General features: G+C 69.8%; 24 protein-coding genes. 2 read left to right on the top strand and 22 right to left on the bottom strand.

Annotated features, from left to right (window positions below):
* Window position 1 precedes the first annotated feature (1 nt).
* The 11 genes from AC1ROC_RS07935 to AC1ROC_RS07985 all read right to left on the bottom strand — a co-directional run bounded on the left by AC1ROC_RS07935 (window position 2) and on the right by AC1ROC_RS07985 (window position 11,094).
* A complete protein-coding gene (locus AC1ROC_RS07935) occupies window positions 2-283 on the bottom strand; it encodes a (2Fe-2S)-binding protein (RefSeq protein ID WP_085370528.1) in 282 nt (93 codons plus the stop codon).
* Window positions 276-1,478: an NAD(P)/FAD-dependent oxidoreductase gene (locus AC1ROC_RS07940; RefSeq protein ID WP_085370529.1), complete on the bottom strand. Its 1,203-nt coding sequence runs from the start codon at window positions 1,476-1,478 to the stop codon at window positions 276-278. Before AC1ROC_RS07940 ends, AC1ROC_RS07935 begins: the two co-directional genes overlap by 8 nt.
* Window positions 1,475-2,407 carry a dihydrodipicolinate synthase family protein gene (locus AC1ROC_RS07945; protein ID WP_492999304.1) on the bottom strand — a complete coding sequence of 311 codons (933 nt, stop codon included), beginning with the start codon at window positions 2,405-2,407 and terminating at the stop codon, window positions 1,475-1,477. Before AC1ROC_RS07945 ends, AC1ROC_RS07940 begins: the two co-directional genes overlap by 4 nt.
* Window positions 2,404-2,871, bottom strand: a complete 468-nt coding sequence (locus AC1ROC_RS07950; protein WP_492999306.1) for a nuclear transport factor 2 family protein — start codon at window positions 2,869-2,871, stop codon at window positions 2,404-2,406. Before AC1ROC_RS07950 ends, AC1ROC_RS07945 begins: the two co-directional genes overlap by 4 nt.
* Window positions 2,868-4,562, bottom strand: coding sequence for a DUF885 domain-containing protein (locus AC1ROC_RS07955; protein WP_492999308.1), 1,695 nt, complete (start codon window positions 4,560-4,562; stop codon window positions 2,868-2,870). Before AC1ROC_RS07955 ends, AC1ROC_RS07950 begins: the two co-directional genes overlap by 4 nt.
* Window positions 4,559-5,806, bottom strand: coding sequence for an amidohydrolase family protein (locus AC1ROC_RS07960; protein ID WP_492999311.1), 1,248 nt, complete (start codon window positions 5,804-5,806; stop codon window positions 4,559-4,561). Before AC1ROC_RS07960 ends, AC1ROC_RS07955 begins: the two co-directional genes overlap by 4 nt.
* On the bottom strand, window positions 5,796-6,629 hold the full coding sequence (locus tag AC1ROC_RS07965) for an ABC transporter ATP-binding protein (RefSeq protein WP_492999312.1): 834 nt from the start codon (window positions 6,627-6,629) through the stop codon (window positions 5,796-5,798). The genes AC1ROC_RS07960 and AC1ROC_RS07965 overlap by 11 nt, the downstream gene beginning before the upstream one ends.
* Complete coding sequence (locus AC1ROC_RS07970) at window positions 6,626-7,456, bottom strand: ABC transporter ATP-binding protein (RefSeq protein WP_168690352.1); 831 nt, start codon at window positions 7,454-7,456, stop codon at window positions 6,626-6,628. The genes AC1ROC_RS07965 and AC1ROC_RS07970 overlap by 4 nt, the downstream gene beginning before the upstream one ends.
* Window positions 7,453-8,358 carry an ABC transporter permease gene (locus AC1ROC_RS07975; RefSeq protein WP_492999316.1) on the bottom strand — a complete coding sequence of 302 codons (906 nt, stop codon included), beginning with the start codon at window positions 8,356-8,358 and terminating at the stop codon, window positions 7,453-7,455. Before AC1ROC_RS07975 ends, AC1ROC_RS07970 begins: the two co-directional genes overlap by 4 nt.
* Entirely contained in the window at window positions 8,355-9,377 is a 1,023-nt protein-coding gene (locus AC1ROC_RS07980; RefSeq protein ID WP_085370537.1) for an ABC transporter permease, read from the bottom strand. Before AC1ROC_RS07980 ends, AC1ROC_RS07975 begins: the two co-directional genes overlap by 4 nt.
* A 118-nt stretch (window positions 9,378-9,495) precedes the next feature.
* Window positions 9,496-11,094 carry an ABC transporter substrate-binding protein gene (locus AC1ROC_RS07985; protein WP_492999319.1) on the bottom strand — a complete coding sequence of 533 codons (1,599 nt, stop codon included), beginning with the start codon at window positions 11,092-11,094 and terminating at the stop codon, window positions 9,496-9,498.
* Window positions 11,095-11,255: 161 nt separating this feature from the next.
* On the opposite strand from AC1ROC_RS07985, the gene AC1ROC_RS07990 reads away from it, so the two are divergent.
* Together AC1ROC_RS07990 and AC1ROC_RS07995 are read left to right on the top strand one after the other, a co-directional pair.
* The gene (locus AC1ROC_RS07990) at window positions 11,256-11,792 is read left to right on the top strand and encodes a cupin domain-containing protein (protein WP_492999321.1); all 537 of its coding nucleotides are present in this window, start codon (window positions 11,256-11,258) and stop codon (window positions 11,790-11,792) included.
* A 96-nt stretch (window positions 11,793-11,888) separates the two neighbouring features.
* A complete protein-coding gene (locus AC1ROC_RS07995) occupies window positions 11,889-12,788 on the top strand; it encodes an aminoglycoside phosphotransferase family protein (protein WP_492999324.1) in 900 nt (299 codons plus the stop codon).
* A gap of 114 nt (window positions 12,789-12,902) precedes the next feature.
* Here the strand turns inward: AC1ROC_RS07995 and AC1ROC_RS08000 are convergent, their stop codons facing one another.
* The 11 genes from AC1ROC_RS08000 to AC1ROC_RS08050 all read right to left on the bottom strand — a co-directional run bounded on the left by AC1ROC_RS08000 (window position 12,903) and on the right by AC1ROC_RS08050 (window position 23,607).
* On the bottom strand, window positions 12,903-13,763 hold the full coding sequence (locus AC1ROC_RS08000) for a patatin-like phospholipase family protein (protein WP_492999325.1): 861 nt from the start codon (window positions 13,761-13,763) through the stop codon (window positions 12,903-12,905).
* Between the two features lie 82 nt (window positions 13,764-13,845).
* Window positions 13,846-16,101, bottom strand: a complete 2,256-nt coding sequence (locus AC1ROC_RS08005; RefSeq protein WP_492999327.1) for a DEAD/DEAH box helicase — start codon at window positions 16,099-16,101, stop codon at window positions 13,846-13,848.
* Between the two features lie 272 nt (window positions 16,102-16,373).
* Window positions 16,374-16,877, bottom strand: coding sequence for a hypothetical protein (locus tag AC1ROC_RS08010; RefSeq protein WP_085370543.1), 504 nt, complete (start codon window positions 16,875-16,877; stop codon window positions 16,374-16,376).
* A gap of 148 nt (window positions 16,878-17,025) precedes the next feature.
* Window positions 17,026-17,376: a VOC family protein gene (locus tag AC1ROC_RS08015; RefSeq protein WP_085370544.1), complete on the bottom strand. Its 351-nt coding sequence runs from the start codon at window positions 17,374-17,376 to the stop codon at window positions 17,026-17,028.
* 42 nt (window positions 17,377-17,418) lie between these two features.
* Complete coding sequence (locus AC1ROC_RS08020) at window positions 17,419-18,276, bottom strand: MurR/RpiR family transcriptional regulator (protein WP_492999329.1); 858 nt, start codon at window positions 18,274-18,276, stop codon at window positions 17,419-17,421.
* Window positions 18,273-19,124 carry a metallophosphoesterase family protein gene (locus tag AC1ROC_RS08025; protein WP_492999330.1) on the bottom strand — a complete coding sequence of 284 codons (852 nt, stop codon included), beginning with the start codon at window positions 19,122-19,124 and terminating at the stop codon, window positions 18,273-18,275. The genes AC1ROC_RS08020 and AC1ROC_RS08025 overlap by 4 nt, the downstream gene beginning before the upstream one ends.
* Before the next feature lie 9 nt (window positions 19,125-19,133).
* A complete protein-coding gene (gene phnE / locus AC1ROC_RS08030; protein ID WP_492999332.1) occupies window positions 19,134-20,066 on the bottom strand; it encodes a phosphonate ABC transporter, permease protein PhnE in 933 nt (310 codons plus the stop codon).
* Window positions 20,063-20,860, bottom strand: coding sequence for a phosphonate ABC transporter, permease protein PhnE (phnE, locus tag AC1ROC_RS08035; protein WP_492999334.1), 798 nt, complete (start codon window positions 20,858-20,860; stop codon window positions 20,063-20,065). Before phnE (AC1ROC_RS08035) ends, phnE (AC1ROC_RS08030) begins: the two co-directional genes overlap by 4 nt.
* Entirely contained in the window at window positions 20,857-21,657 is an 801-nt protein-coding gene (gene phnC, locus AC1ROC_RS08040; protein ID WP_085370548.1) for a phosphonate ABC transporter ATP-binding protein, read from the bottom strand. The genes phnE (AC1ROC_RS08035) and phnC overlap by 4 nt, the downstream gene beginning before the upstream one ends.
* Before the next feature lie 77 nt (window positions 21,658-21,734).
* Window positions 21,735-22,766 (bottom strand): phosphate/phosphite/phosphonate ABC transporter substrate-binding protein, encoded by a 1,032-nt coding sequence (gene phnD / locus AC1ROC_RS08045; protein WP_492999336.1) that lies wholly within the window; start codon window positions 22,764-22,766, stop codon window positions 21,735-21,737.
* Between the two features lie 91 nt (window positions 22,767-22,857).
* Window positions 22,858-23,607: an HAD family hydrolase gene (locus AC1ROC_RS08050; RefSeq protein WP_168690363.1), complete on the bottom strand. Its 750-nt coding sequence runs from the start codon at window positions 23,605-23,607 to the stop codon at window positions 22,858-22,860.
* Window positions 23,608-23,618 lie beyond the last annotated feature (11 nt).

The following is a 23,618-nucleotide window of genomic DNA, read 5'->3' on the forward strand; positions in this document are numbered from 1 at the left end:
GTCAGTCTCCTTGTCCGGTTCGGATGCTCATGCCGTCCGCCACCGGCGTCAGGCAGGCGCGGGTCATCGGCCGCCCGTCGATCTCGACAGAGCAGTCGAAGCAGGTGCCCATGTTGCACAGCGGCTGCCGCGGCTCCCCTCCGCGCGTGGTGAACACCGTGACCCCTGCCGCGAGCAGGGCGCCGGCCACGGTCTCGCCGGCGAAGCAGGCCACCGGTGCGCCGTCGACGTCCAGCGTCACCGGTTCCTCGCGCTCACGCGGGAGTCTCCTGGTCTCAGACATGGGCCATCCCTCCGAAGCGCAGCGGCTGGTACGGCGCCATCTCGATCGCGGTGCTGCGCCCCTGCGCCAGATCGGTCAGGATGCGCGCGAAGCTCGGGCCGAGCGTGAAAGCGGAGCCGCCCGTTGCGACGAAGACGCCCGGCCGCCCCGGCACGGCGCCCGCGAGGGGGAGCTGGTCCGGGGTCACGGTGGTGGTCCCGACCCAGGTGCGCAGCACGGGCAGCGGAGCGAGCCGCGGCACCACGCGCAGCGCGGCGAGCGCATTCCCGGCGACGGACTCCTGCAGCAGGTGCGGTCGCGCAGACAGGTCCGGCAGCCCGTCGGCTCCGGTGGCGAGCGTGGCGGGCCAGCCGCCTCCGATCAGCACGGTCCCGTCCGGCGACTGCTTGAGCGACAGCCGGGTTCCCGCGTGCTGCACGAGATGCGGGATGAACGACGGGGTCTTGGCGGTCACCGACATGGTCAGCGCCAGAGGGATGGTCGACAGGCGCACGTCGAGCATCGCCCCCAGCTGCGACGTCCACACGCCGCCGGCGAGCATCACGGTCTGGGCGACGAAGGTGCGCTGCACGGCGCGCCCGTCCGCATCCACCGACGACGTCTCCACACGCCAGCGGGAGCCGTCGCGGCGGATCGCGGTCACCTCCGTTCCGGTCAGGATGCTCGCGCCGAGACGCTCTGCACCGCGCGCGAGCGCCGGCCCGGCCCTGCGGGTGTCCGCCTTGCCCTCGATCGGGCAGAACGCCGCCGCCACGACGGAGTCGGAGAGGTACGGCGCGATCGCGTGCACCTCATCCCGGTCGAGGAGCGACACGTCGAGGCCCCATGACCGCTCCAGCTCGGCCTTGCGTTCGAGGACGGCGGCCTGCTCGGCGTTCTCGGCGAGCATCAGGCCGCCGTTCTGCACCACACCGACGGATTCGCCGAGCTCGTCGGCGAGACGCGCCCAGTGGGCCGCGGCGTCCAGGTGCAGTGGCATGGCCTCTGCCGCCTGCCGCGCCGCCTCCAGACCGTGCTCCACCATCCGGTATTCGAGCTGGAAGTGCAGGCTGCCCGCGTTCTGGCCGGAGGCGTGCTGGTTCAGCTGGTCGCGCTCGATCAGCACGACCTCAGCGCCGTCACCGGCGAGCATCCAGGCCAGCGCCGATCCGAGCAGCCCGCCGCCGACGACGACGGAATCGACGATGGTGCTCACGACAGCGGAACGGTTTCGACGCCGAGACCCTCCAGCGTCGAACGCACGATCTGCACCTCGTCCTCGGTGAGTTCGAGCAGGGGGCGGCGGACGTATCCGGCCGGGACGCCCCGCAGCCGGAGCGCGGTCTTCATGATGGCCTGGGCGTTGCCGAACTGCGCCCCGTAGTCCTGGGTGAACCAGCGCTGCATCACGACGCGGTCCTTGGCGCCGAGCGCCAGCGCACGGTCGCGGTCCCCCGCGGCGAGCGCCCGCCAGAAGTCGGGGTGGTCGGCGCCGAGCGGAGCGCCGGAGCCCATCAGCCCGTCGCCGCGGCCCAGACCGACGAGGTCGGCGCCGAGCTCGCTGGTCGGGATGCCGAAGTACCGCACCGTGTTGCCGAGCGCGTACAGACCGCCCAGGAACCCGGCCGTGTCGCCCGTGGAGTTCTTGATGGCGACGACGTTCTCGATCTCCGCGAGTTCGGAGAGCAGGTCGGTGTCGAGGTCGACGATGCAGCCGCGCGGCCAGTTGTAGATGCAGATCGGGATGTCCGTCGCATCCGAGACCTCCTGGTAGAAGGCGACGACCTCGCGCCTGGTCGGCACGATGTACGGCGGCGGGGTGAGCAGGATGCCGTCGAGCCCGGCGCGCTCAGCCGCCTTGGCGTGCCGGATGGCCTCCGCCGCCGTGAACGCGTTGCAGCCGCCGAGCACCCACATGCCCGATCCGGCGATGGATGCGCCCTGCCGGAACAGCTCGGCGCGCTCCTGCTCGCTCAGGCTGAACCACTCGCCCGTCGTCCCCGCGAGCACGACACCGTGCATCCTCTCGGCGGCGAGCCAGCCCAGCTGCTGCTCGAACGCCGGGAAGTCGAGCTCGCCGTCGCGGGTGAACGGCGTCGTGATGGCCGGGATATAGCCGTGCCACTCCACGCTGTCTCTGTTCATCGGTGGTCCTCCTCTGCCGGCACCGCTGCCGGTTCGATGTCTGTGGCGTGGTGGTGCACGATCCGCCAGCCGGATTCGTCGCGGCGTACAACGTCGGTGACCCTCACCAGCTCGCTGACCGGCGCGCCGGTGGATGCGCGCACCTCCAGCAGGTAGCGGAGCACGCCGGTGTCTCCCCACCGGTCGGCGACGATGCCGACGGGCTCGACGAGCGGGAGCGGCGTCGTGCGCTGCTCGAGGGCGATCGCCGGTCCGCGGAGTTCGTCCAGCTCGGCGATCCCCCGCAGCAGCCGCGGGTCCGCGCTCTCCCAGACCGTCACCTCAGGATGCAGCCTCCGGTCGAACGCCGAGCGGTCGCCGAGGTGCGCGTAGAGGTCTTCGACAAACGCGTGGAGCTCGTTTGCGTCCGTGCGCGCATCCTGGGCGGGTGGTTCCTGGTGCACTGTCGTGCCTTTCGTGGTCATCGGTCGCCGAGGAGGGTGGAGCGGAGCGGGCCGAGGCCCATCGGGCCGGCCCCGAGCGCATCCCGGTGGAAACGTGCGAGGTCGAAGTCGGCGCCGAGCCGCTGGCGGGACTGCTCGCGCGCATCCCGCCACAGCTTCGCGCCGACCTTGAACGCGAGCGCCTGACCCGGCCAGCCGAAGTACCTGTCGACCTCGAATTTCGCCGTGTGAGCGTCGGTCATCGCCAGGTCGCGCAGGAAGGAGCCGGCGAGCTCCGGCGTCCAGGCGGTGGCGTCGGTGATGGTGGTCGCGGGGATCGCGCGTCCGGTGTGCAGGCCGAGGTCGGCGACGATGCGCACCGACCGCCAGATCTGGCCGAGCACCATGCCGAGCCGTTCGGCGGGGCTGCGGATCAGCCCCAACTCGTCGGCGAGCCCCTCGGAGTAGTGCGCCCAGCCCTCTGCGTAGCCGTGCACCTCGCAGAGGTAGCGCTGCCAGGGGTGCAGGGATGCGTTGGCCCGGTTGATCGAGTGCTCGAGGTGGTGGCCGGGGACGCCCTCGTGGTGCACACTCGTCACCTCGTGCCAGGTGGCGATGGACGTCAGGCCACGCGGGATGGTCCAGACGATCTTGCTCCTGCTGCTCCCATCCGGTGCGCCCGGCAGGTAGTAGACGACTCCGGATGCTGCTTCCGTGACCACGCACTCCACCTCGCCGATGTCGGCGGGCAGGTCGAACGCCGTGCCGTCGAGCTGAGCGATGGTCTGGTCGACGCGGGCGCGGAGCCACGCTGCGATCTCGTCCTGACCGGATAGGGACTGGTCCCCAGACGCCTCGAGAGCGGCGACGGCGCGACGGACGACGTCCGGATCCACAGGCGTCCCGGTGAGTTCGGACGCGATGCGCCTGGACTCGGCGACGAGGCGTTCCAGTTCGCTCCAGCCGTATGCGTAGATGTCGTCGAGGTCGAGGTCGCTGCCGAGGAACGCACGCGCTGTGGCCTGGTAGACCTCCTCGCCGACGGCGTCCTGGGTCGGAGCGTCTGGCGCGAGGTCCGACCGCAGGAACCGCTCGAACGCGGCGAAGGCGGCGGTCGCGTCCGCGGAGAGCGACGCGAGTCTCGTCGCGCGCGCGGCGTCCAGTCCGTGGCTGCGCAGCGAACCGAAGTAGTCCATCCCGTCCGGATCGATCCACGACGCGATCTGGTCCGCGACGACGATCACCTGGGTGCGGCCCGCGACCCCTCCGCCGCTGAAACGGCCGAGCTCGCCCTGGTCGCGCGACCATTCGAGGCGGCGGCGCAGGTCGCCGAGGGTTGCCGGGACGGCGGCGAGGCGCTCCAGCACGGCGTCGCCCGCGTCGTCGGCGGTCACCACGGTGTCGTCGAACGCCTCGCGGATGAAGTGCACCGGGGTGGCGAGCGGCGCGAGCAGGCGGGGCGTGAATCCCGTGTCGAACAGGGACACGTCGCTGTCGAGCCGTTCGAGCATCGCCGCGTGCAGGGGGCGGTCCGCCGCATCCAGTGTCGTCCGGTCGATGGCGCGGAGCTCGTCGGCGACCGCGGCGTCGAGTGCCCGCCTGGCCTCCGCCCACTCGGGCGAGAAGTCCTGCAGGCGGTCGGCGGCCGGACGGCCGAGCGCTTGGGCCGCGGCAGGCTCGTGCGGAGCCAGCGCCGCCAGGTAGCGGTCGGCGATCTCGCGCACGGCGCTCATCGGGACGTCTCGCGATCGTCGCGGTACACGCGGCCGTCTTTCATCACCCAGTCGATGCCGCGCAGTGCGGACACATCCAGGGTCGGGTCGTCCGCCATCGCGACGAAATCCGCGCGAGAGCCGACGCGGATCGAGCCGAACGACTCGTCGCCGATCAGCTCGGCGGCAGAGGACGTGGCCGAGCGCATCACGTCGATGGGCGACATGCCGGCATCGACCATGAACTCCATCTCGCGCACGGTCGCCGTCGTACCGTCGAAGTTCGCGGCGGGCGGCATGTCCGTGCCCATCGCGATCTTCACCCCGCTGGCGATGGCGTTCTGCAGGCTCTCCCAGTGCCGGGGCCCCGCGCCGAGCGCGCGCTCCTTCATCCAGGCCGGCACACCCTGCTCGTCGAAGAATTCGGCGCACCGGCTGACCGTGATCGTCGGCACGTACCAGACGCCGTGCTCGGCCATCAGGTCCGTCGTCTCACTGGTGAGCTCGTACCCGTGCTCGACACAGTCGAGTCCGAGCCGGATGGCGCGGTCGAGCGTCGATGACGGTCCAACGTGCGCCGTCACCTTCCTGCCCCAGTCGTGCGCCACCTGGATGACGGCCTCCATCTCGTCGTCGAACAGCTGCGGAGTGTCGATCTGCTCGTGCTCTCCGGCGATGCCGCCGGAGACGCACACCTTGATGAGGTCGGCTCCCTCGCGGATCTGCAGCCGGGTGAGCCTGCGGAAGTCGTCGGGGCCGTCGCCCTCCAGCGCGTCGGACTCCCAGCCGTGCCCTCCCGTGCAGCACAGGGCGTGCCCTGCTGTGAAGATGCGCGGGCCGTCGACGGCCCCCGCGCGCACCCCGCGGCGCAGCGCGAAGTCGAGGTAGCGGCTCTCGCCGACCAGCCGGACAGTGGTCACTCCGGCCAGCAGGGTGCGCCTGGCGGAGTCGGCCATGACGAGCAGGAGGTCGCCGTCGGAACCGCTGGAGACCAGGTCGCCCGCCGTGCCAGGCAGCGCGAGACCGAAGTGCACGTGCATGTTGATGAGGCCGGGCGACAGCACGCGGCCTCCGAGGTCGATGCGGCGCGCATCCGCAGCAGCCGCCGCCACGACGTCGGCCTCCTGACCGAGCGCGACGATGGTCCCCTCCCGGTCGATCTCGACGGCGTGACCGGTGAGCAGCTCACCGTTCCTGCCGTCGAACATCCGGATGCCCGTCAGCACTGTTCCTGTCGATGGTCCGGCGATGGTGTCAACCGACATGGCTGTTCCTTTCCCGACCGGCGGCCGGGGCGGTGCCCGCGGTCTTCCGGCGTATGGTCTTCGGTCCGATCACCGGGATGGCGGAGATCAGCGTCTTCGTGTATTCGTGCGCCGGTTCGTTCCACACCCGCTCCGACGGCCCGCGTTCAACGATCTCACCCGCGAACATGACGGCGGTCTCGTCGGCGATGGCGCGCACGAGCGAGAGGTCGTGGGAGATGAAGAGCATGCCCATCCCGAGCTCGCGCACGAGGCCGGTGAGCAGGGTGACGATCTGGGCAGAGGAGAAGGCGTCGAGGGCGGTCACCGGCTCGTCGGCGATCACCAGCGACGGCTTGGCGGCGAGCGCCCGCGCGATGGCGAGACGCTGGCGCTGGCCTCCGGAGAACTGGTTGGGGTAGCGATTGCGACTGTCCGGGTCGAGCCCCACCAACTGCAGCAGCCTGGCTGCTTCTGCTGCGCGCTCCTGACGGGGCAACGGTGCGCGCACACCGTCGAGCAGCTGGCTGCCGATCGAGCGGCGGGGGCTGAGCGAGGCGTACGGGTTTTGGAAGATCATCTGCAGCCCGAGTGCATCCTTCGCCCTCGCCCGCAGGCGCGACGCTTCGAGCGGCCTGCCCTCGAAGCGCACCGCTCCCTCTGTCGGCGCGGAGAGGCCGACGGCCACCCGGGCGAGCGACGACTTGCCGCACCCCGATTCGCCGACGAGGCCGACGATCTGGCCGGGCGCGACCGTGAGGCTCACCCCGCGTACAGCACGGACCGGGTCTCTGCCGCGGCGGTGATGCGTCACGTGCACATCGTCGAGTTCGAGCAGGTTCATCGCTGCGTCCCTTCCGCGGCCGCCTCGGCCACGCGCTCCTGCGCGAGCGACTGCGCGCGCGAGGCGATCAGCGCCCTGGTGTACTCGTGGGTCGGCCGCAGCAGCACGTCCTCCGTGTCACCGGACTCCACGACCGTGCCGTCCTTGAAGACGTATGTGCGATCGGCGATCGTCGACAGCACGCCGAGGTCGTGGGTGATGAACAGCACAGACACCCCTGTCTCGTCGCGCAGCCGGTCGAACAGCTGCAGGATGCCCGCCTGCACGGTCACGTCGAGTGCCGTCGTGGGCTCGTCGGCGATCAGCAGCCGAGGCTCGCAGGCCAGCGCAATGGCGATCGCCGCGCGCTGCCGCATCCCTCCGGAGAACTGGTGCGGGTACGAGCGAAGCGCCTTGCGCGGTTCGGCGATCCTGACCTGGTCGAGCAGTTCGACAGCGCGCTCGACGGCCACGCTCTTGCTGACGCCCAGGTGGTGCCGCATGTGCTCGGTGATCTGCGTGCCGATCGTCAGCAGGGGGTGCAGGGCGGCAGACGGGTCCTGGAAGACCATCGCGATGCGGTTGCCCCGCACCTGGGAGAGCTCCCGTTCCGGCAGGGTCAGCAGGTTGCGACCCTCGAAGGCCACGGTGCCCGACGTGCGCGCACCCTTCGGCAGGATGCCGAGGATCGCGGACGACGTCATCGTCTTGCCGGAGCCGCTCTCCCCGGCGAGCCCGACGATCTCGCCCTCCCCGACCGTCAGCGAGGCGTCGCGAACGACGCCGACGTATCCCGATGCGGTCGGCAGCGAGACCGTGAGGTCGTCGACGGTCAGCAGTGGCGTCATCGGAGCTTCCCCGTCCTGTTGCGCGGGTCCAGATAGTCCTGGACGCTGTCGCCGAGCATGTTGAAGGCGAGCACGATCGTGAGGATCGCGAGACCGGGGAACAGGCTGATCCACCAGTTCGAGAGATTCTGCGACCCGAGGGCGATCATGGCGCCCCACTCTGCGGCGGGCGGCCGGGGGCCGAGCCCGAGGAACGACAGCGCAGCGAGCATCAGGATCGCGTTGCCCAGCTCGATGGTCGCCATGACCAGAGCGGGCCCTGCACTGTTCGGGATGACGTCCTTGACGATGGATTTGATCGTCCCGGAACCGAGGAGGTGCCCGGAGACGACATACTCCTGCTCCCGCACGCTCAGCACCGAGCTCCGGATGATGCGCGCGTAGAGCGGCCAGGAGACGATCACCAGCGCGAGCACCGCGTTCCCCGTGCTCGGCCCGAAGGCCGCGGTCACGGCCATCGCCAGGATGATCTGCGGGAAGGCGAGCACCAGGTCGGCCAGCCGCATCGCGACCGTGTCGACCGTGCGGCCGAGGTATCCGGCGAGCAGCCCGACGATGCCGCCGACGAGCAGCGAGAGGGCGACGATGACCACGGCGAGCGGCAGGGAGAGCCTGGTTCCTGTGATCACCCTGCTGAGCACATCCCGGCCGAGCTCGTCCGTGCCGAACCAGTGGGCGCCGCTCGGCGATTGAAGGTTGTCTCCCACGGTCTTGAGCGGATCGTACGGCGCGATCCAGGGGGCGAAGACGGCCAGGAGCGCCCAGACGACGATGACGGCCATCGAGACGACGGTCCACGGCCGAAGCCAGACGGAGCCGAAGCGGGAGCGCAGCATCCGGTCGTCTGCCGAACGGCGCCCGGCGCGCACGAGGGTCTCTGCGGGAGGTGGGATTGCGGTCATTTCGATCCGATCCGGGGGTCGACGACGCTGTAGAGCACGTCGACGAGCAGGTTGATCAGGGTGTAGACGAGCGCGACGAACAGGGTGACGCCGAGGATCGCCTGGAGGTCGAGCGACAGGGCGCTCTTGTACGCGTACTGCCCGAGGCCCGGCCAGCTCAGGATCTGCTCCACCAGTACCGCTCCGCCGAGCAGCGACGCCATCGTCAGCCCGGACACGGTGAGCACGGGAAGAAGACCGGCGCGGAAGACGTGCCGCCAGGTGATGACACGGCGCGGCAACCCCTTGGCGACGGCGGCGCGGATGTAGTCGGAGTCGAGCACTTCCAGCATCGACGAGCGCACGAACCGCAGCAGTCCGGAGACCGTGAGGAAGGCCAGGATGCCGACCGGGAGCACGAGGTGCCACACCGCATCCCAGAACACGTCGAACTGGCCCGCGAACAGCGCATCGACGGTGTACATGCCGGTGACCGTGGGCGGAGGGTCGAAGCTGTTGCTGAGACGGCCGCCGTTCGGCACCCAGCCGAGCACGTAGAAGAAGATGTAGAGCGCGACGAGCGCCAGCCAGAACGGCGGCGTCGACAGGCCGGTCAGGGAGAGCACCCTGATGCCGTTGTCTGTGGCGCTGCCCTTGCGCATCGCGGACAGGATGCCGAGGCCGACCGCGATCACGATCGCGATGATCATGGCGGGGATGGCGATCTCGATCGTCGCGGGGATGTACTGGCCGAGATCCTGGATGACGGGGCGGTGCGTCTGCTGGGACGTGCCGAGGTCGCCGTGCAGGATGTTCCACAGGTAGCGGCCGTACTGCACGATCAACGGCTGATCGAGGCCCCACTTCTGACGGAACGCCTCCCGGATCGCAGGGTCGTCGTACGCCTGCTGCGAGAGGTTCGCCGCCGCGGGGTCGCCGGGCACCACGCTCACCAGGAGGAACGTGACGACGGTGACACCCCAGAGCAGCACGATCGTCGTGAGCACACGCTTCGCGATCGTCTTCACGAGAGGGGGCATGTCAGTCTTTCGGGATTCCCGCGCGGGGCGGACGCCGCGCGGAGGCAGGGGAAAGGGAGGGGTACGGTGCCGGTGGACCGCACAGGAGGCCCACCGGCACCGCGTTCGGGGGAACCGGCTACTTGCTGCTCACGGCGGCGAGGTCGACGGTCCAGCCTGCGGGCGAGTACACGGCGCCCTTCAGGTTTCCGGCAGCGACGACGATGCCGGAGTTGTTGGCCAGCGGGATGTACGGAGAGGTCGCGTTCATGACCTTCTGCCAGTCCTGCATGGCGGTGTTGCGTGCATCCTGGGTCGTGGCCGCCAGCACGGCCTCACCGGCGGCGACGGCCTTCTGGTCTGCGCGCTCGACGGTCCAGCCGGTGCGCAGCGACGTGCTCGCGCCGGGAGCCATGTTGTTCACCAGCGACGCGGCCACCGGGTAGTTCAGGCTGTTCGGCGAGAATCCGATCTCGTTCTTGCCCGCGGACTGCGAATCGAGGAAGACGTTGATCGGCTGCGGGGTCAGCTCGATGTCGATGCCCGCCTCCTTCGCGTCGGACTGCACCTTGGTGACCACGGTGCCGAGGTCGACGCCACGGTAGGTGATAGCCGGGTAGATCAGCTTCGCCTTCGGGTTGCTGAGACCGGCGGCTGCCAGCAGCGACTTGGCCTTGGCGAGGTCGCGCTTCGGAGCTTCCGACTGCGGGAGGGCGCCGGCGAATGCCGGAGGAACGAGACCGGCTGCCGCCGTCGCGTCCTTGCCGAACAGCTTGGCGATGCCCGCGTTGTCGATGGCTGCGCGGAGCGCAGAGACGAACGCCGGGTTCGACGTGACCGCCGAGACCGCCGGGTCCTGGTTGAGGCTCAGGAAGTACGAGGTGTCCGGGACGCCGGAGACCTGAACGCTCGACGGCAGGCCCTCGGAGAGCGCACCGGACAGGTCGAGTGCGATCTCGTCGCCGGCCGACTTCGTGATGGTGAGCTTCTGGTTCTGCACATCCACGTTCTGCAGCACGACCCTGCCGTACGCGGGCGCTTTGCCCCAGTATTTGGCGTTGGCCTTCAGCACGACCTTGGAGCTGGGGTCGAAGCTGCCGATCGTGTACGGACCAGACCCGATCGAGTGCGTGTCCAGGTAGGTGCCGATAGTGTCCGTGGTCGCTGCGTCTGCCGCGTCCGTCGCGCCGTGCTTCTTCGCCTCGGCCGAGTTCAGGATGCCCGTGCTCGGCATGGCCAGGATGGTCGGCACATCCGGGTTGGCGATGTCGGAGGTCACCACGACCGTCTTGGGGTCCGGGGAGCTGAAGGCGAGACCGGCGACGGTCTGCGAAGCGCTGCCCTTGAGGTTCTGCAGGCGGGTGAGGCTGAAGACGACGTCGTCTGCAGTCAGCTTGGTTCCGTCGGAGAAGGTCACGTCGTCGCGCAGGTGGAAAGTGAAGGTCTTCGCGTCGGAGGATGCGTCGAACGAGGAGGCGAGGTCGGGCTTGACGTCGGAGACGTCGGAGCCCTCGAACGTGACGAGCGTGTCGTAGATGCTGTGAACGGCGGTCGCTCCCGTCTGCTCGTAGACCATCCCGGGGTCGAGGGTCTTCAGGACGAACGAGGTGTCGACCGTGAGGGTCTTCGATCCCGCACTGGATGCGGAGGAGTTCGTCCCAGCACAGGCGGTGAGGGTCAAGGGGATCGCGGCGAGACCCGCGACGACGGCGAGCAATCGTTGAGGCTTGTTCATCATTCTCGGTCCAAACTTCCTTGTGATTGGAGAACGTCCGGAGCGATAGAGTTCCTGGACGGCTCGGCTGATGGTGCAGCGGGCGATTTTCAGGAAGCCTAATTCAATTAGGTTAAAATTCGTTAATCTGTATCGAACTTGTTACAACGGAGGGTGCACACGACGTGCTCGGAGACAGAGTCAAAGCGCTGCGGCTCGAACGCGGAATGACGCTGAAACAGCTGTCGGAAGTATCCGGGCTCTCGGTCGGAATGCTCAGCCAGATCGAGAACGGCACCGCCGATCCGAGCCTCGGCTCGCTGCGCAAACTCGCGGGCGTCTTCGAGGCGGCGATCTCGTCGCTGTTCACCGACCCGGACGCGCCGCTCGTGCACGTCAGTTCCCCCAACCACCGGCCGACGCTCGGCACCACGGGCAGCGAGTTCTTCTACGAGCGCCTCACCCCCGGCCGGGGCGACCTCGAGATGCTCACGGCCACCATCCCGCCCGGCCGCGCCAGCTCGGCGCGCGAATGGGCCCATCCGTCCACCGAGTGCGCTTTCGTCATCTCCGGCGAACTCCGGGTCGAGATCGGCGAGGCGGAGTACACGCTGACGGCCGGCGAGTCGATCACCTTCGACTCCCGCCAGGCCCACCGCTACGTGAACGCCTCCGACGCGGACACCTCCATCGTCATCGCGGTCACGCCGCCCACACCCTAGGCACGAGCCACGCACGAGATGCCAGTAACTGTCGCGCATCCCGGGCGTTTCGCGACAGTTACTGGTATCTCGGTTACTCTGCGGTAGCGTCGAGCGGTGCACACCCCAGAGGCAGACATCGCGAGCGACGCCGACCTGGTCGCCCGGCTCGTGGATACGCAGCATCCCGACCTCGCCGGACCGCTCACGCTGGTGTCCGACGGCTGGGACAACCTGATCTACCGGCTGGGCAGCGAGTACGCGGTGCGCATCCCGCGCCGGGAGGTCGCCGCGCACCTGATCGAGCACGAGCAGCAGGTGCTGCCAGCGTTCGCCGCGCGCGTCGACGTGCCCATCCCCGCTCCGGTGCGGGTCGGTACGCCGTCTGAGCTGTTCCCGTTCGCGTGGAGCATCGTGCGGTGGGTGGACGGGGTCGACGGGGCGGACGTGACGGCGGAGGAACGCGCATCCATCGCCCTGCCGCTGGCTGCGTTCGTCGCGGCGCTGCACGAGCCGGCGACGGGCGACATCCCGGCCAACCCGGTGCGCGGCGTGCCGCTGGCGACCAGGGATGCGGCGGTGCAGGAGCGCCTGCGGCACCTGTCCGAGCGGAGAGAGGTCGCCGGTCTCGCCGAGGCGTGGCGGGATGCGCTCGACGCACCTGTCTGGGACGGGCCGCCGATCTGGCTGCACGGAGACCTGCACCCGGGCAACCTGCTGCTGACGCCGGACCGCTCCGGCCTCGCGGCCGTTGTCGACTTCGGCGACGTCACCGCCGGCGACCCGGCGACCGACCTCGCGACCGCCTGGCTTACGTTCGATCCGGATGCGCGGGCCGTGTTCCGCGACGAGCTCACCCGCCGCTCCCCCTCCGCCCTGCCGGCGCTGGCCGACGACGCCACCTGGCGCCGCGCCCGCGGCTGGGCGGTCGTCATGGGCTCGGCCCTCGCCGCCAACTCCGACGACAACCCCCGTATGGCCTCCATCGCCACCCACGCCCTCGCCCAGTTCCCCTGACCCCGGCCACGGCCCCACACAATCGAGTCCGAACTTATTCACGCGACACGCCGGGTCGAGGCGTGAACAACTTCGGACTCGATTTTGTGGGGCCGGGCGGGGCGGGACAGAGGGTCAGTGGGTGCGGTCGAGGGCGGCGCGGATGCGCGGTGCGGCGGCGACGCCGATGGCGCGTCCGGCGGCCGCTGCGGCGGGGCGGGTCGCGGGGTCGAGAGGGTTGACGCCGAAGGCGGCGGCCGAGGCGTCGTCGGCGTAGACGACGAACACGGGTGCAGGGTCGAGCGACGCCAGCTCGCCGGGCGGGATCTGGCCGAGGCCGGGCGCGCCCTCGATGGTCGGCGCGACGACGAGCACCCAGTCCGAGCCGGCGGCGAGGTCGGCGTTCGCGAGCGAGCGCGTCCCGCCGTCCATGTAGCGACGGTCGCCGATGGTCACCGGCGGCCAGACGCCCGGCACGGCACAGCTGGCGGCGACCGCCTCAGCGAGCGGCACCCCCGCGTCGGCGTCGAAGACGCGGAACTGGCCGCTCTCCGCATCCACTGCCGTGATCAGCAGGCGTCGCTCCGGCCACTCGCCGGACGGCAGCCGCCCCTCGATCGACACCATGCGCTCCGCCTCGGTGACCGTCTGCGCGTCGCGCGCGAGCCGTCCGATCGCGAGCAAGGTGTCCGACGGGGATGCGCCGGGTGACGCCGCCGCGGTGAACAGTTCCATCAGCGCGGTGAGGTCGACGCGGGGGTCGAACTCGGCCGTTTCGTCGGAGAGCTGCGCGGCGTAGAGCTCCTCCAGTCCGACGCCGCTGGCGAGCTGGGCCGCCACCGCGGAGCCGGCGGAGGTGCCGATGAACGTGACCTCCGGTGCGAGGAGATGTTCGGCGAGCTGCGGATCAGCGTCGGCGATCCCGGCGATGACGCCGATCTCCCACGCGATACCCGCGACACCGCCACCAGCGAAGACGATCGAACCGTTGGTCATGGGCACACGCTACTCCCCGCAGGGACGACGATGGCCGCACCGGATGCATCCGGTGCGGCCATGTTCGTGTGTTGCTGTCGCGCTACGCCTGCGCTGCCGCCTGGGCCAGGTCGGTGATGAGCTCGTCGCCGGGGATCGCGGGCACGAAGTCGGCCTCGATCTCTGCACGGCCGAGCAGTTCGGTCATGCGACGCTGACGCTGACGCGGGATGAGCGTGACGACGGTGCCCTGCTTGCCGGCGCGGCCGGTGCGGCCGGAGCGGTGCAGGTACGTCTTGTACTCGTCGGGCGCATCGGCCTGGATGACCAGGTCGATGTCGTCCACGTGGATGCCGCGGGCGGCGACGTCGGTGGCGACCAGCACGTTGACCCGGCCGCTGGTCAGCTGACCGAGGTTGCGGGTGCGGCGCGACTGGTTGAGGTCGCCGTGCAGGCTGACGGCCGGGATGCCGGCGTCTTCGAGCTGGTCGGCGAGCATCTCGGCGAACGCGCGGGTGCGTGCGAAGACCAGGGTCTTGCCGTCGCGGTCGGCGAGCTGCTCGATGATCGCGGCCTTGTCGCGGTGCTCGATCACGAGCACGCGGTGGTCGATCGTGGAGGAGGCCTGGTCTTCACCGGCGACCTCGTGCACGGTCGGGTTCACCAGGAACTCGTCGACGAGCTGGGCGACACCCTTGTCGAGGGTGGCCGAGAACAGCAGCTTCTGGCCGCCCTCCGACGTCTCGCGCAGGATGCGCTGCACCGGCTCCAGGAAGCCGAGGTCGCACATGTGGTCCGCCTCGTCCAGGACGGTGATGACGACCTCGCTGAGGTCGAGACGACCCTGCTCGATGAGGTCCTCGATGCGGCCGGGGGTGCCGATCACGATGTCGACGCCGCGCTGCAGCGCACCGACCTGACGGGCCTGCGGAACGCCGCCGTAGATCTGGGTGGTGAACAGGCCGACGCTGCGGGCGATCGGCTGCACGGTGCGGTCGATCTGCAGCGCCAGCTCGCGGGTCGGGGCCAGGATGAGGGCGCGCGGCTTGCGGCCCATCTGACGCTTGCCGCCGGACTTGCCGGACTCGGCCCAGAGCGACATCAGTCGCTCGACCATCGGGGCGCCGAAGGCGATCGTCTTGCCGGAGCCCGTGCGGCCGCGGCCGAGCACGTCCTTGCCGGCGAGCACATCCGGAGTGGTGGCAGCCTGGATCGGGAACGGACGGTCCGCACCGAGCTCAGCGAGCGCGCGGACGATGTTGCCGCCGAGACCGAGGTCGGCGAAGGTCACGCCGTCGACGTCCTCCGCCTGGATGGCGTCGGCCTCGAGGCGCTCGAGCACGACGTCGTCGTTGGACGTGAACGCGGGCTTCTCGTCGCGCGACGGGTAGAACGAGGACGAGCTGTCACGGCGCGGCGCGCGGTCGGCGTCGAAGTCGCGGCGCGGGGCGCGGTCGCCGTCGAACGAACGACGGGGACGGTCGTTGTCGAAGGAACGACGCGGACGGTCGGTGTCGGAGTCGCGACGCGGGGCGCGGTCACCGTCGAAGGAGCGGCGCGGGGCGCTGTCCTTGTCGAAGTCGCGGCGGGGCGCGCGGTCACCGTCGAACGAACGACGGGGACGGTCGTTGTCGAAGTCGCGACGCGGAGCGCGGTCACCATCGAACGAGCGGCGCGGACGGTCGTTGTCGAAATCACGACGCGGGCCACGGTCACCATCGAACGAGCGACGGGGAGCGCGGTCCTTGTCGAAGTCGCGACGGGGAGCGCGGTCCTTGTCGAAGTCACGACGCGGCGCACGGTCGTTGTCGAACGAACGACGGGGACGGTCGTTGTCGAAATCGCGGCGCGGGGCACGGTCGCCATCGAACGAACGACGCGGACGGTCGTTGTCGAAGTCACGACGCGGAGCGCGGTCACCGTCGAACGAACGACGCGGACGGTCGTTGTCGAAGTCACGACGCGGAGCGCGGTCGCCATCGAACGAACGACGAGGACGGTCGTTGTCGAAGTCGCGACGGGGAGCGCGGTCGTCACGGCCGCGCGAGCGGTCGCCGTCCGGCTGCCAGGTGCGGCGTGCGTCCTTGCCGCGGGGCTCCCAGTTGGGGCGCTCCTTGCGGGCTCCGGTCGAGCCTGCGCCGTCACGGCCGCCGTCACGCGCTCCGTCACGACCGCCATCGCGGCTGCCGTACGTGGCGCGGCCGCGGGCTGCGCGGTCCTCCTCGGACCAGCGGGCCTTCTTCGGGCCGCCCTCTTCCGCGCGGTATCCGCGGTGGTTGGGGCTGCGGCTGCCTGCCTTGGGCGCACCCTTGCGGGCGCCGCCGGCGCTGTTGTTTCCGTGCTTCTTGAATCCGGGCATGGATGTCTTCCTGGGTTGTTCTCGTTATGCATGACGAAGCGCGCGGATCATTTCCGCACTTCAAGGAGAACCCGGGCAGTCTTTGGCCGGGGCCGTTCACATACAGTGATCATTCGCCTGCCGAACGGCAGCGAAACCGGCCCACCTGACTTACAAACCCATCCGCACGAACGTGCGGTGTCAAGAGCCGACTTATCTACGATACAGGAACAAGCCTGAGTGTGGGCGGTGACTTTCGCCACCGCCCACATCCCGAGCCTGTCAGGTGCTGATCAGACCCGCTTGCTCGCCTTCACGGCGGCGAAGTACTCGTTCGCCGGCTTGAGGAAGATGAGCACGGTGGCGATGACGCCGACGACCACGCGGGCCGCGCCGAGACCGAAGCCGCCGAGGATGCCGAACAGCGACAGCACGGTGACGATGAGCAGCACGATGCGTGCCCAGTTCGCACCGCGACGCATGAAGAACGCGAACAGCACGTACGCGGCGATGTAGAGGATGCCGAACACGACGGCGAAGGTCACGGACACGCCGACGGTCGCGTTCAGCGTCGCGTCGGAGATCTGTTGGCCCTGGTTGGCGAGCTGCTTCTGTACGTCGTCCTTCAGCGACCCGATGGTCGCCAGCGAGACGATGAGCGCGATCAGGCTCAGCGCTGCGCCGACGATGTAGAGCCAGAACGCGATGTTCACCTGCTGCGGCGGGGCGACGGGCGCTCCGCCTCCGGCCGGTGACGAGGATGCTGGGTAGCTTGCCGGTGGAGTGCGATCACTCATGTTGTTCTCCTAGAACGTCGATCGAGCACAAAATTGCCGGGCTGCAAAGACCGGCGCCGCACACGGTAGCCCTTCCCGCGCTGGTGAGCAATAGTCGGTTACGGCGCGTCGCCATGCCCGGAACGCTCGGACCGGATGCTCCCACGGTTCAGGCCGGAGCCTCCCACAGCTCGATCGGCAGCCCCTCCGGATCGTGGATGCGGGCGAACCGCCCGTACTCCGTCTCCCATTCGTCGCGGCGCTCGACCGGGATGCCCGCCTGCGTCAGGCGCTCGGCCAGCGCATCCAGGTCTGTGACCCGGAGGTTGAGCATGAACGCCTGGTCGGCGGGGAAATAGTCGGTGTCGGCGGGGAACGGCGCGAAGACCGTCATGCCCGCCTCCTGATTCCAGACGGCGTTGCTCCCCGCGTCGATGCCGAGGTGCTCCGCATACCAGGCGGCCCTGCCGTCGGGGTCTGCGCTGCGGAAGAAGAGTCCGCCGATTCCTGTCACGGCCATGAGCTGCCTCCCCTGGTTGCCGGATGTGGTGTCATTCTGCCCTCACTCGGCCAGGTTGTCGCTGATCGCGTCGAGCGCGAGCGACTTCGCCGTGGTGGCCGCGTCACCGAGGCGCTGGGTGACCGCCGCGACGAGCCCCTCGATGAGGATGGCTTGCGGCAGACGGGACGCGAGGGTGATCTCGTCGCGGAAGGTGAGGTCGGGCATCGTCACCACGAGGCCGATGTGCGCCCCCTGCGCGATGGGGCTGCGCACGAACGCCGTCACCGCGATCACGGTGGCGCCCGCCGCCGTCGCCGCGCCGACCGTGCGGAGCGTGGAGGCGTTCGAGCCGCTTCCGCTGACGGCCAGCAGCACGTCGTCCTGCGACAGCAGCCGCGCGGTGATCTGCTGCCCGATCACGTCGAGCGGGGCCTCCGCCGCGCGGCCGATGCTGGTGAGGCGGGCGGCAGCATCCAGTGCCAGCGGTGCCGACAGGCCGTTGCCCACGGCGACGACGCGGCGGGCGGCGACCAGCGCATCCACTGCCCGCTCCACCGCGTCGGCGTCGAGGAGCGCGACCATGTCGTCGACGCGGCCCGCGATGTGCGTGAAGGTCTGCGTGACGATCCCCGCCGACCCGACCGGCGCGGCGGTCGCTGCGGCAGGCGGCCGGTAGCCCGCGTCTCTGGCGAGCAGCACGCGCAGCTGCTGGTAGCCGGTGAAGCCGAGGCTCTGGCAGGTGCGCACCACGGTGGCCCTGGATGCTCCGGCCAGCTCGGCGACCTGCTGCGAGCTGAGTTCGACGATCTCGGCCGAACGTTCGAGCAGCACGGCGGCGACGGCCTGCTCCGTCGGCAGCAGGGAGGGAAGCACGGACCGGATGGTCGCGATGACCTCGCCGGGGCGGTGGTCGTTCATCGGGGCTCCTTCGGTCCTGCCGCCGCTGCGATGCGTTCGACCTCTGCGGCGTCGAGATCGAAGATCTCGGTGCCGTCGTCTGCGCTCGGGACCGCGACGAAGACGGCGGTCGGCTCCCCGTCGATCGGCAGGTCGACCACGGCGAAGCCGGAGCCGACGGTCGCGCGCTCGGTTCCCGCGGCCGCGATCGGGTCGGACGAGTTGGCCGTGCCGGGCGCGACGACCACGGGGATGCCGGAGGCGACCGTGCTCAGCGCGTGGTGGTAGTGGCCCGCGAGCACCAGGCGCACGTCGCCGGAGGCGCACGCGTCGAGCACGTCGGCGGGGTTCTGCAGTTCGAGCGCCGCCAGCAGCGCGCTCGCGGCGGGCACGGGCGGGTGGTGCAGCACCACGACGGTGCCGTGCGCGGACGGAGAGGCGACGATGCCGCGCAGCCGGTCGAGGGCCGCCGCATCCACCGCCCCGTAGCCGGCGCCGGGCACGGAGGTGTCCACCGTGACCACGCGGAATCCGGCGACGTCGACCACCGTCTCCCGCGCGCCGAGGACGCTCTCGAAGGCGTCGCGGAGGTCGTGGTTGCCCATCGCGTACACGATCACGGCGCCGTGCTCCGCCGCCCAGGGCGCGATCCGGGTGGCCAGCAGCCGGTACGACTCCGGGCTGCCGTCGTCGGACAGATCGCCGGAGACGGCCACGACGTCGACGGCGCCGAGCGTCGCCGCCCTGCCGAGGACGCGATCGAGCGCGGCGAGCGTGTCGACCATCCCGTAGTGCAGGCTGCCGTCGCCGAAGAGGTGCGTGTCTGACAGGTGCAGGATGCGCAGGCCGCGCTCAGCCGGGAAGCTCACGAAGTCACCCTATTCCGTCGCCTTCAGCTCGGTGCTCTCCGCCCGTGCCCTGCGCGCGGAACGGCGGCGAACGGCCGTGACCACCGGCAGCTCCCAGTGCCCGGAGATGATCCTGTGCCGCACCAGGCCGGAGAGCTGGTCGATGATCATCGTGACGACGATGACCACGATCATCAGCATCCCGACCACGTCCCACACCCGGAACTGGATGTTGTCGACGAGCATCTTGCCGATGCCGCCCGCGCCGATCAGGCCCAGGATGGCGGACGCGCGCACGTTGATCTCGAACCGGTAGAGCCAGAACGCCAGAACGTCGGGTTTCGCGTTCGGCCAGACGCCCCAGCGCATGATCTGCACCCGGGATCCACCGGACGCCGTCGCCGCCTCGATAGCTCCCCTGTCGACGGACTCGAAGCTCTCGTAGCCCCACTTGCCGAGCGTTCCGATCGAGCCGATGGCGATGGCCAGCGCGCCGGTGTATGCGGTGAGCCCGGTGACGGACAGCATCAGCACGGCGATCACCACCTCCGGCACGGCACGCAGCACGGCGAACACCGCGCGCAGCGGCCAGCGCACCACGGCGGGGGTCAGCCCGCGCGTGGCGAGGAGACTGAGCGGGAAGGAGACGATCACGCCGATCACGGTGCCGAACCAGGCCATCGCGACGGACAGCATGGTCGCGGACAGCGCATCCGGGAGCTTGTCCCACGCCGGGGGCAGGAACATCAGGCCGAGGTAGTGGGCGAGCTTCTGCGGCAGCTGCCAGAGCGCATCCCAGGAGATGTCGACGCCCCAGAACGCGGCCACCACGACCAGCGTGACGACTGCCCACACCACGGCACGGGCCACCCGCAGCGGCTTGCGGGGCCGCTGCCCACGCTGCCCGTCGCCCGGGATGCCCGCGGCCGGGCGTGCGATGTCGGCGACAGTGGATGCGCTCATCGGATCAGCCTCCGCCGCGTGTACGAGCTGAGCAGTTCGAGCAGCACGACGAGGACGAGGATCTCGAAGATGATCATGCTGAGGTAGTGGTACTGGTAGAAGGTGCGCACCTTGTCGATGAGCATCCCGAGGCCGCCGGCGCCGACCAGGCCGATGACGGTCGAGGCGCGGATGTTCAGTTCGAGCACGTAGATCGCCTGCGACAGATAGGTGGGCGCGACCTCCGGCACCATCGCAGCGCGGTTGGCCTTGAACCAGGTGCCACCCGCGGCGAGCGCGGCCTCCTGGCCTCCGCGGTCGAGGCCGTCGAGGGCTTCGGAGATGAGCTTGACGATGATGCCGACGTTGAACAGCACGAGGGCGAGGATGCCGGACAGCGCCCCCGTGCCGACGACGGTGACGAACAGCGAGGCGTAGAGCAGGTCGGGGACGCTGCGGACGATGTTCATCACGAACCGCACGATGCCGAGGACGACGCTGTTCGGGTTGGTGGCGCGCGAGGCGAGGAACGACAGCGGGAGGGCGATGACCACGCTCACGGCGGTGGAGATGACGGCCATCTGCACGGTCTGGAGCAGCCACGGCAGCGTCTCGGGGAAGAAGGTGTAGTCGGGCTGGAACAGCTGCACGAGGGTGTTGGATGCGTTCTGCGCGTTGGCGAACAGGGCGCCGACATCCACCTGGACCGCGACGGCGGACCAGACCGTGATCGCGGCGAGGATCGCCAGCGTGACCACGATCTTCCACGCCGAGCGCGGCTTGACCGGGCGGGTGCCCGCTGTCGCGCTCGTCACGGCAGCACCGCTGGGGCGTCGAGCACGTCTTCGGCGGTGAGCGAGCGGCCGTAGATCGACTCGAACACCGACTCGTCCGCTCCAGCGCCCGGACCGTCGTAGACGACCTCGCCGTTGCGCAGCCCGATCAGCCGGGTGCCGTACCGACGGGCGAGGTCGAGGAAGTGCAGGTTGACGACCACGGTGATGCCGAGCTCGGCGTTGATGCGCTGCAGGTCGCGCATCACGACGTGGGAGGTGGGAGGGTCGAGGGACGCGACCGGCTCGTCGGCCAGGATGACCTTCGGCCGCTGAGCGAGCGTGCGGGCGATGGCCACGCGCTGCTGCTGGCCGCCGGACAGCTCGGAGGCGCTGGAGTACGCCTTGGAGACGATCTCGACGCGTTCCAGCGCTTGCATCGCGAGCTCGACGTCGTCGGCCGACCAGGCCGCGAGCAGCGTGCGCCAGGCGGAGGTGTGGTGCAGACGGCCCATCAGCACGTTGTTCAGCACCGTGGTGCGCTTGGCCAGGTTGAAGCTCTGGAACACCATCCCGACCTCGCTGCGCAGCGTGCGCAGACGCTTGCCGCGCAGACCGGAGAGCCGGTAGTCGCCGACCGTGATCTCCCCCGAAGTGATCGGGACGAGGCCGTTGATGGTCCGGATGAGGGTCGACTTGCCTGCGCCGGACAGTCCGACAACGGCCACCATCTCGCCGGGCTCGATGGTGAGGTCCACATCCCGCAACCCGGAGAATCCGTTGGGGTACGTGACGCCCACCCGGTCGAACCGGATGCGCGCTCCTGCCGTCTCCGTCATCTCTGTCCCTTTCGTCAAGCGGTGATGCGGGGTGGCGATGGCGTCTCCGCCCCGCCACCCCGCTCAGGTCAGTGCGATCAGCCGAGGCCGATCGACGCTGCTGCGTCCTGCGTCTTCTTGAGGCTCTTCGGGTCCGCGTCGACCAGACCGGTGATCTGGTAGATCGCGGTGAGCGCCTTCACGCCCTCCGGAGTGCCCGCGTAGTCCTTCATCGCGTCGGCGATCTTGGTCTGCCAGGTCTTGCTGAGCTTGCTGCTGATCGAGGCTCCGTCGTTCGGGATCTCGTCGGTCAGTGCGAAGACCACGACCTTCTCTCCCACATCCGGGGTGTCTTTCTGCACGACGGAGCGAGCATCCCAGTAGCTGGTGCCGACCTCGGCGTCGCCGTTGTAGACGGCGAGCACGCTGGCGTCGTTGGCCGTGACCTGGACGGTCTTGATGTCTTTGTCGACGTCGAGTCCGGCCTTCTTCATGGCCGCGACGGGGAAGATGTAGCCGGCCGGGGAGGCCGCCTGCAACAGCGAGACCGTCGCGCCCTTGATCTTGGTGATGCTGTCGAGCCCGGCAGGACCGGTGCCCTTCTCCGTTCCGTTGCAGTAGAGCATGCCGTTCGCGCCCTTGACGGGGGTGTCTGCGCAGTACTTCTTGGGGTCGTTGGTGAAGAACTGCGCGGCGTACGAGCTCTTGCCGTTGCGCTGGGTCTGCAGCGCGGGGACGGCGCCGTACTTGTCGCAGGCCTGGCTCATCTGCAGGCTGGGGAGCATCCCGATCTGCGCCTGGTTGCTGCCGATCGCCTCGACGGCCGCCTGGTAGTCCTGCGTGATGACGCCCTTGACCGGGATGCCGAGGCGCGAGGTGAGGGCCTCCTCCAACGGCTTGACGGTCTCGACGAGCTTGGCGGCGTCGCCGGACGGGACGAGCGCGAGGGTGAGCGATGTTGGCGCCTTGGCCGCGTCGTCCGAGGTGCCCGTGCACGCGGCAGGAGCGGCCCCGCCGGATGCGGTGGCGCCGGATGCGGTCTGCTGCTGCACACCGCATCCACTCAGCGCGAGCGCGGTGAGGATGGCGAGGCCAGAGGCGCTCGCGACGGCGATCTTCCGGATTTTCATGACGTTCCCATTCTGTGCGGAGGTGAGGACTGCGAGTGGTGGGGTGGTGCGATCTGTGGATGGACGAGCGGGGTGTGGAGAAGTCGTGCGGTCAGGCGGTGGTTGTGGCGGGCTCGTGCGCGGCCGCGAACCCTGCCGGGTCCACCGCCCAGCGGCGGATGCCGTCGTACAGTCCGGGGAAGTCGGCCGCCACGAGGTGGGCCGGGCCGGCGCGGTGGCCGAACCGGTCGATGAGGGCGGTGACGCATCCCGCTGCCAGGGGCTGCTCGAGGTCGTTGCCCCAGATGTCGCCCACCGACAGCAACTGCGACGGCTCCCTGCCGTCGAGGAGCTGCGGCAGGATCGTGGTCCAGCCGGCGGGTTTGTCCGCGTCGGTGACGATCCGGTCGATGCTCCCGGCCAGCCCGATGGCCGCGAGCGTCTCCCGAACCCCGTCGAGCGGCGCGTTCGTCACGAGCACGCGCTCGACGCTCTCCCCCAGGCTGCCGAGGAATCCGGCGAGCCCGTCCGGCGCGGACACCGCGACGGTTCCCCCGGCGAGCGCCCGCCGGCTGGTCTGGTACGCGCTCTGCAGCAGGTCGTCGTCTGCGTGCTCTGCCGCGAGCGCTGCGACGGCCGCATAGCCGTCGATGTATGCGGGCGAGCCAGGCTCGCCGTCGAGGAACGCGCCGAGCCTGGCGCGGAGCGAGGCGTCGAGGTCGACGGCGGCCGCGGATCCCGCGTCGAGGATGCCCGCGATGACGGCTTCCGCGTACTCCCACACCGGCGCATCGCCGACGCACACCGTCCCGTCGAAATCGAGGACGAGGATCGGTCTGCTGGGGGTCTGGCGGTCGTTCACGAGTGCAGCCT

The organism is Leifsonia sp. GW821-FHT13C05, assembly GCF_058806515.1.

Coding starts and splice junctions, on each gene's coding strand:
- phnC (WP_085370548.1), bottom strand. CDS start 21,657: ATGACGGAGACGGCAGGAGCGCGCATCCGGTTCGACCGGGTGGGCGTC.
- phnE (WP_492999332.1), bottom strand. CDS start 20,066: ATGAGCGCATCCACTGTCGCCGACATCGCACGCCCGGCCGCGGGCATC.
- AC1ROC_RS08010 (WP_085370543.1), bottom strand. CDS start 16,877: ATGAGTGATCGCACTCCACCGGCAAGCTACCCAGCATCCTCGTCACCG.
- AC1ROC_RS07960 (WP_492999311.1), bottom strand. CDS start 5,806: ATGTCGGTTGACACCATCGCCGGACCATCGACAGGAACAGTGCTGACG.
- AC1ROC_RS08015 (WP_085370544.1), bottom strand. CDS start 17,376: ATGGCCGTGACAGGAATCGGCGGACTCTTCTTCCGCAGCGCAGACCCC.
- AC1ROC_RS07955 (WP_492999308.1), bottom strand. CDS start 4,562: ATGAGCGCCGTGCGCGAGATCGCCGACCGCTACCTGGCGGCGCTGGCT.
- AC1ROC_RS08000 (WP_492999325.1), bottom strand. CDS start 13,763: ATGACCAACGGTTCGATCGTCTTCGCTGGTGGCGGTGTCGCGGGTATC.
- AC1ROC_RS07950 (WP_492999306.1), bottom strand. CDS start 2,871: ATGACCACGAAAGGCACGACAGTGCACCAGGAACCACCCGCCCAGGAT.
- AC1ROC_RS07980 (WP_085370537.1), bottom strand. CDS start 9,377: ATGCCCCCTCTCGTGAAGACGATCGCGAAGCGTGTGCTCACGACGATC.
- AC1ROC_RS07970 (WP_168690352.1), bottom strand. CDS start 7,456: ATGACGCCACTGCTGACCGTCGACGACCTCACGGTCTCGCTGCCGACC.
- AC1ROC_RS07935 (WP_085370528.1), bottom strand. CDS start 283: ATGTCTGAGACCAGGAGACTCCCGCGTGAGCGCGAGGAACCGGTGACG.
- AC1ROC_RS07975 (WP_492999316.1), bottom strand. CDS start 8,358: ATGACCGCAATCCCACCTCCCGCAGAGACCCTCGTGCGCGCCGGGCGC.
- AC1ROC_RS08005 (WP_492999327.1), bottom strand. CDS start 16,101: ATGCCCGGATTCAAGAAGCACGGAAACAACAGCGCCGGCGGCGCCCGC.
- AC1ROC_RS07965 (WP_492999312.1), bottom strand. CDS start 6,629: ATGAACCTGCTCGAACTCGACGATGTGCACGTGACGCATCACCGCCGC.
- phnD (WP_492999336.1), bottom strand. CDS start 22,766: ATGAAAATCCGGAAGATCGCCGTCGCGAGCGCCTCTGGCCTCGCCATC.
- AC1ROC_RS07985 (WP_492999319.1), bottom strand. CDS start 11,094: ATGATGAACAAGCCTCAACGATTGCTCGCCGTCGTCGCGGGTCTCGCC.
- AC1ROC_RS07945 (WP_492999304.1), bottom strand. CDS start 2,407: ATGAACAGAGACAGCGTGGAGTGGCACGGCTATATCCCGGCCATCACG.
- AC1ROC_RS08020 (WP_492999329.1), bottom strand. CDS start 18,276: ATGAACGACCACCGCCCCGGCGAGGTCATCGCGACCATCCGGTCCGTG.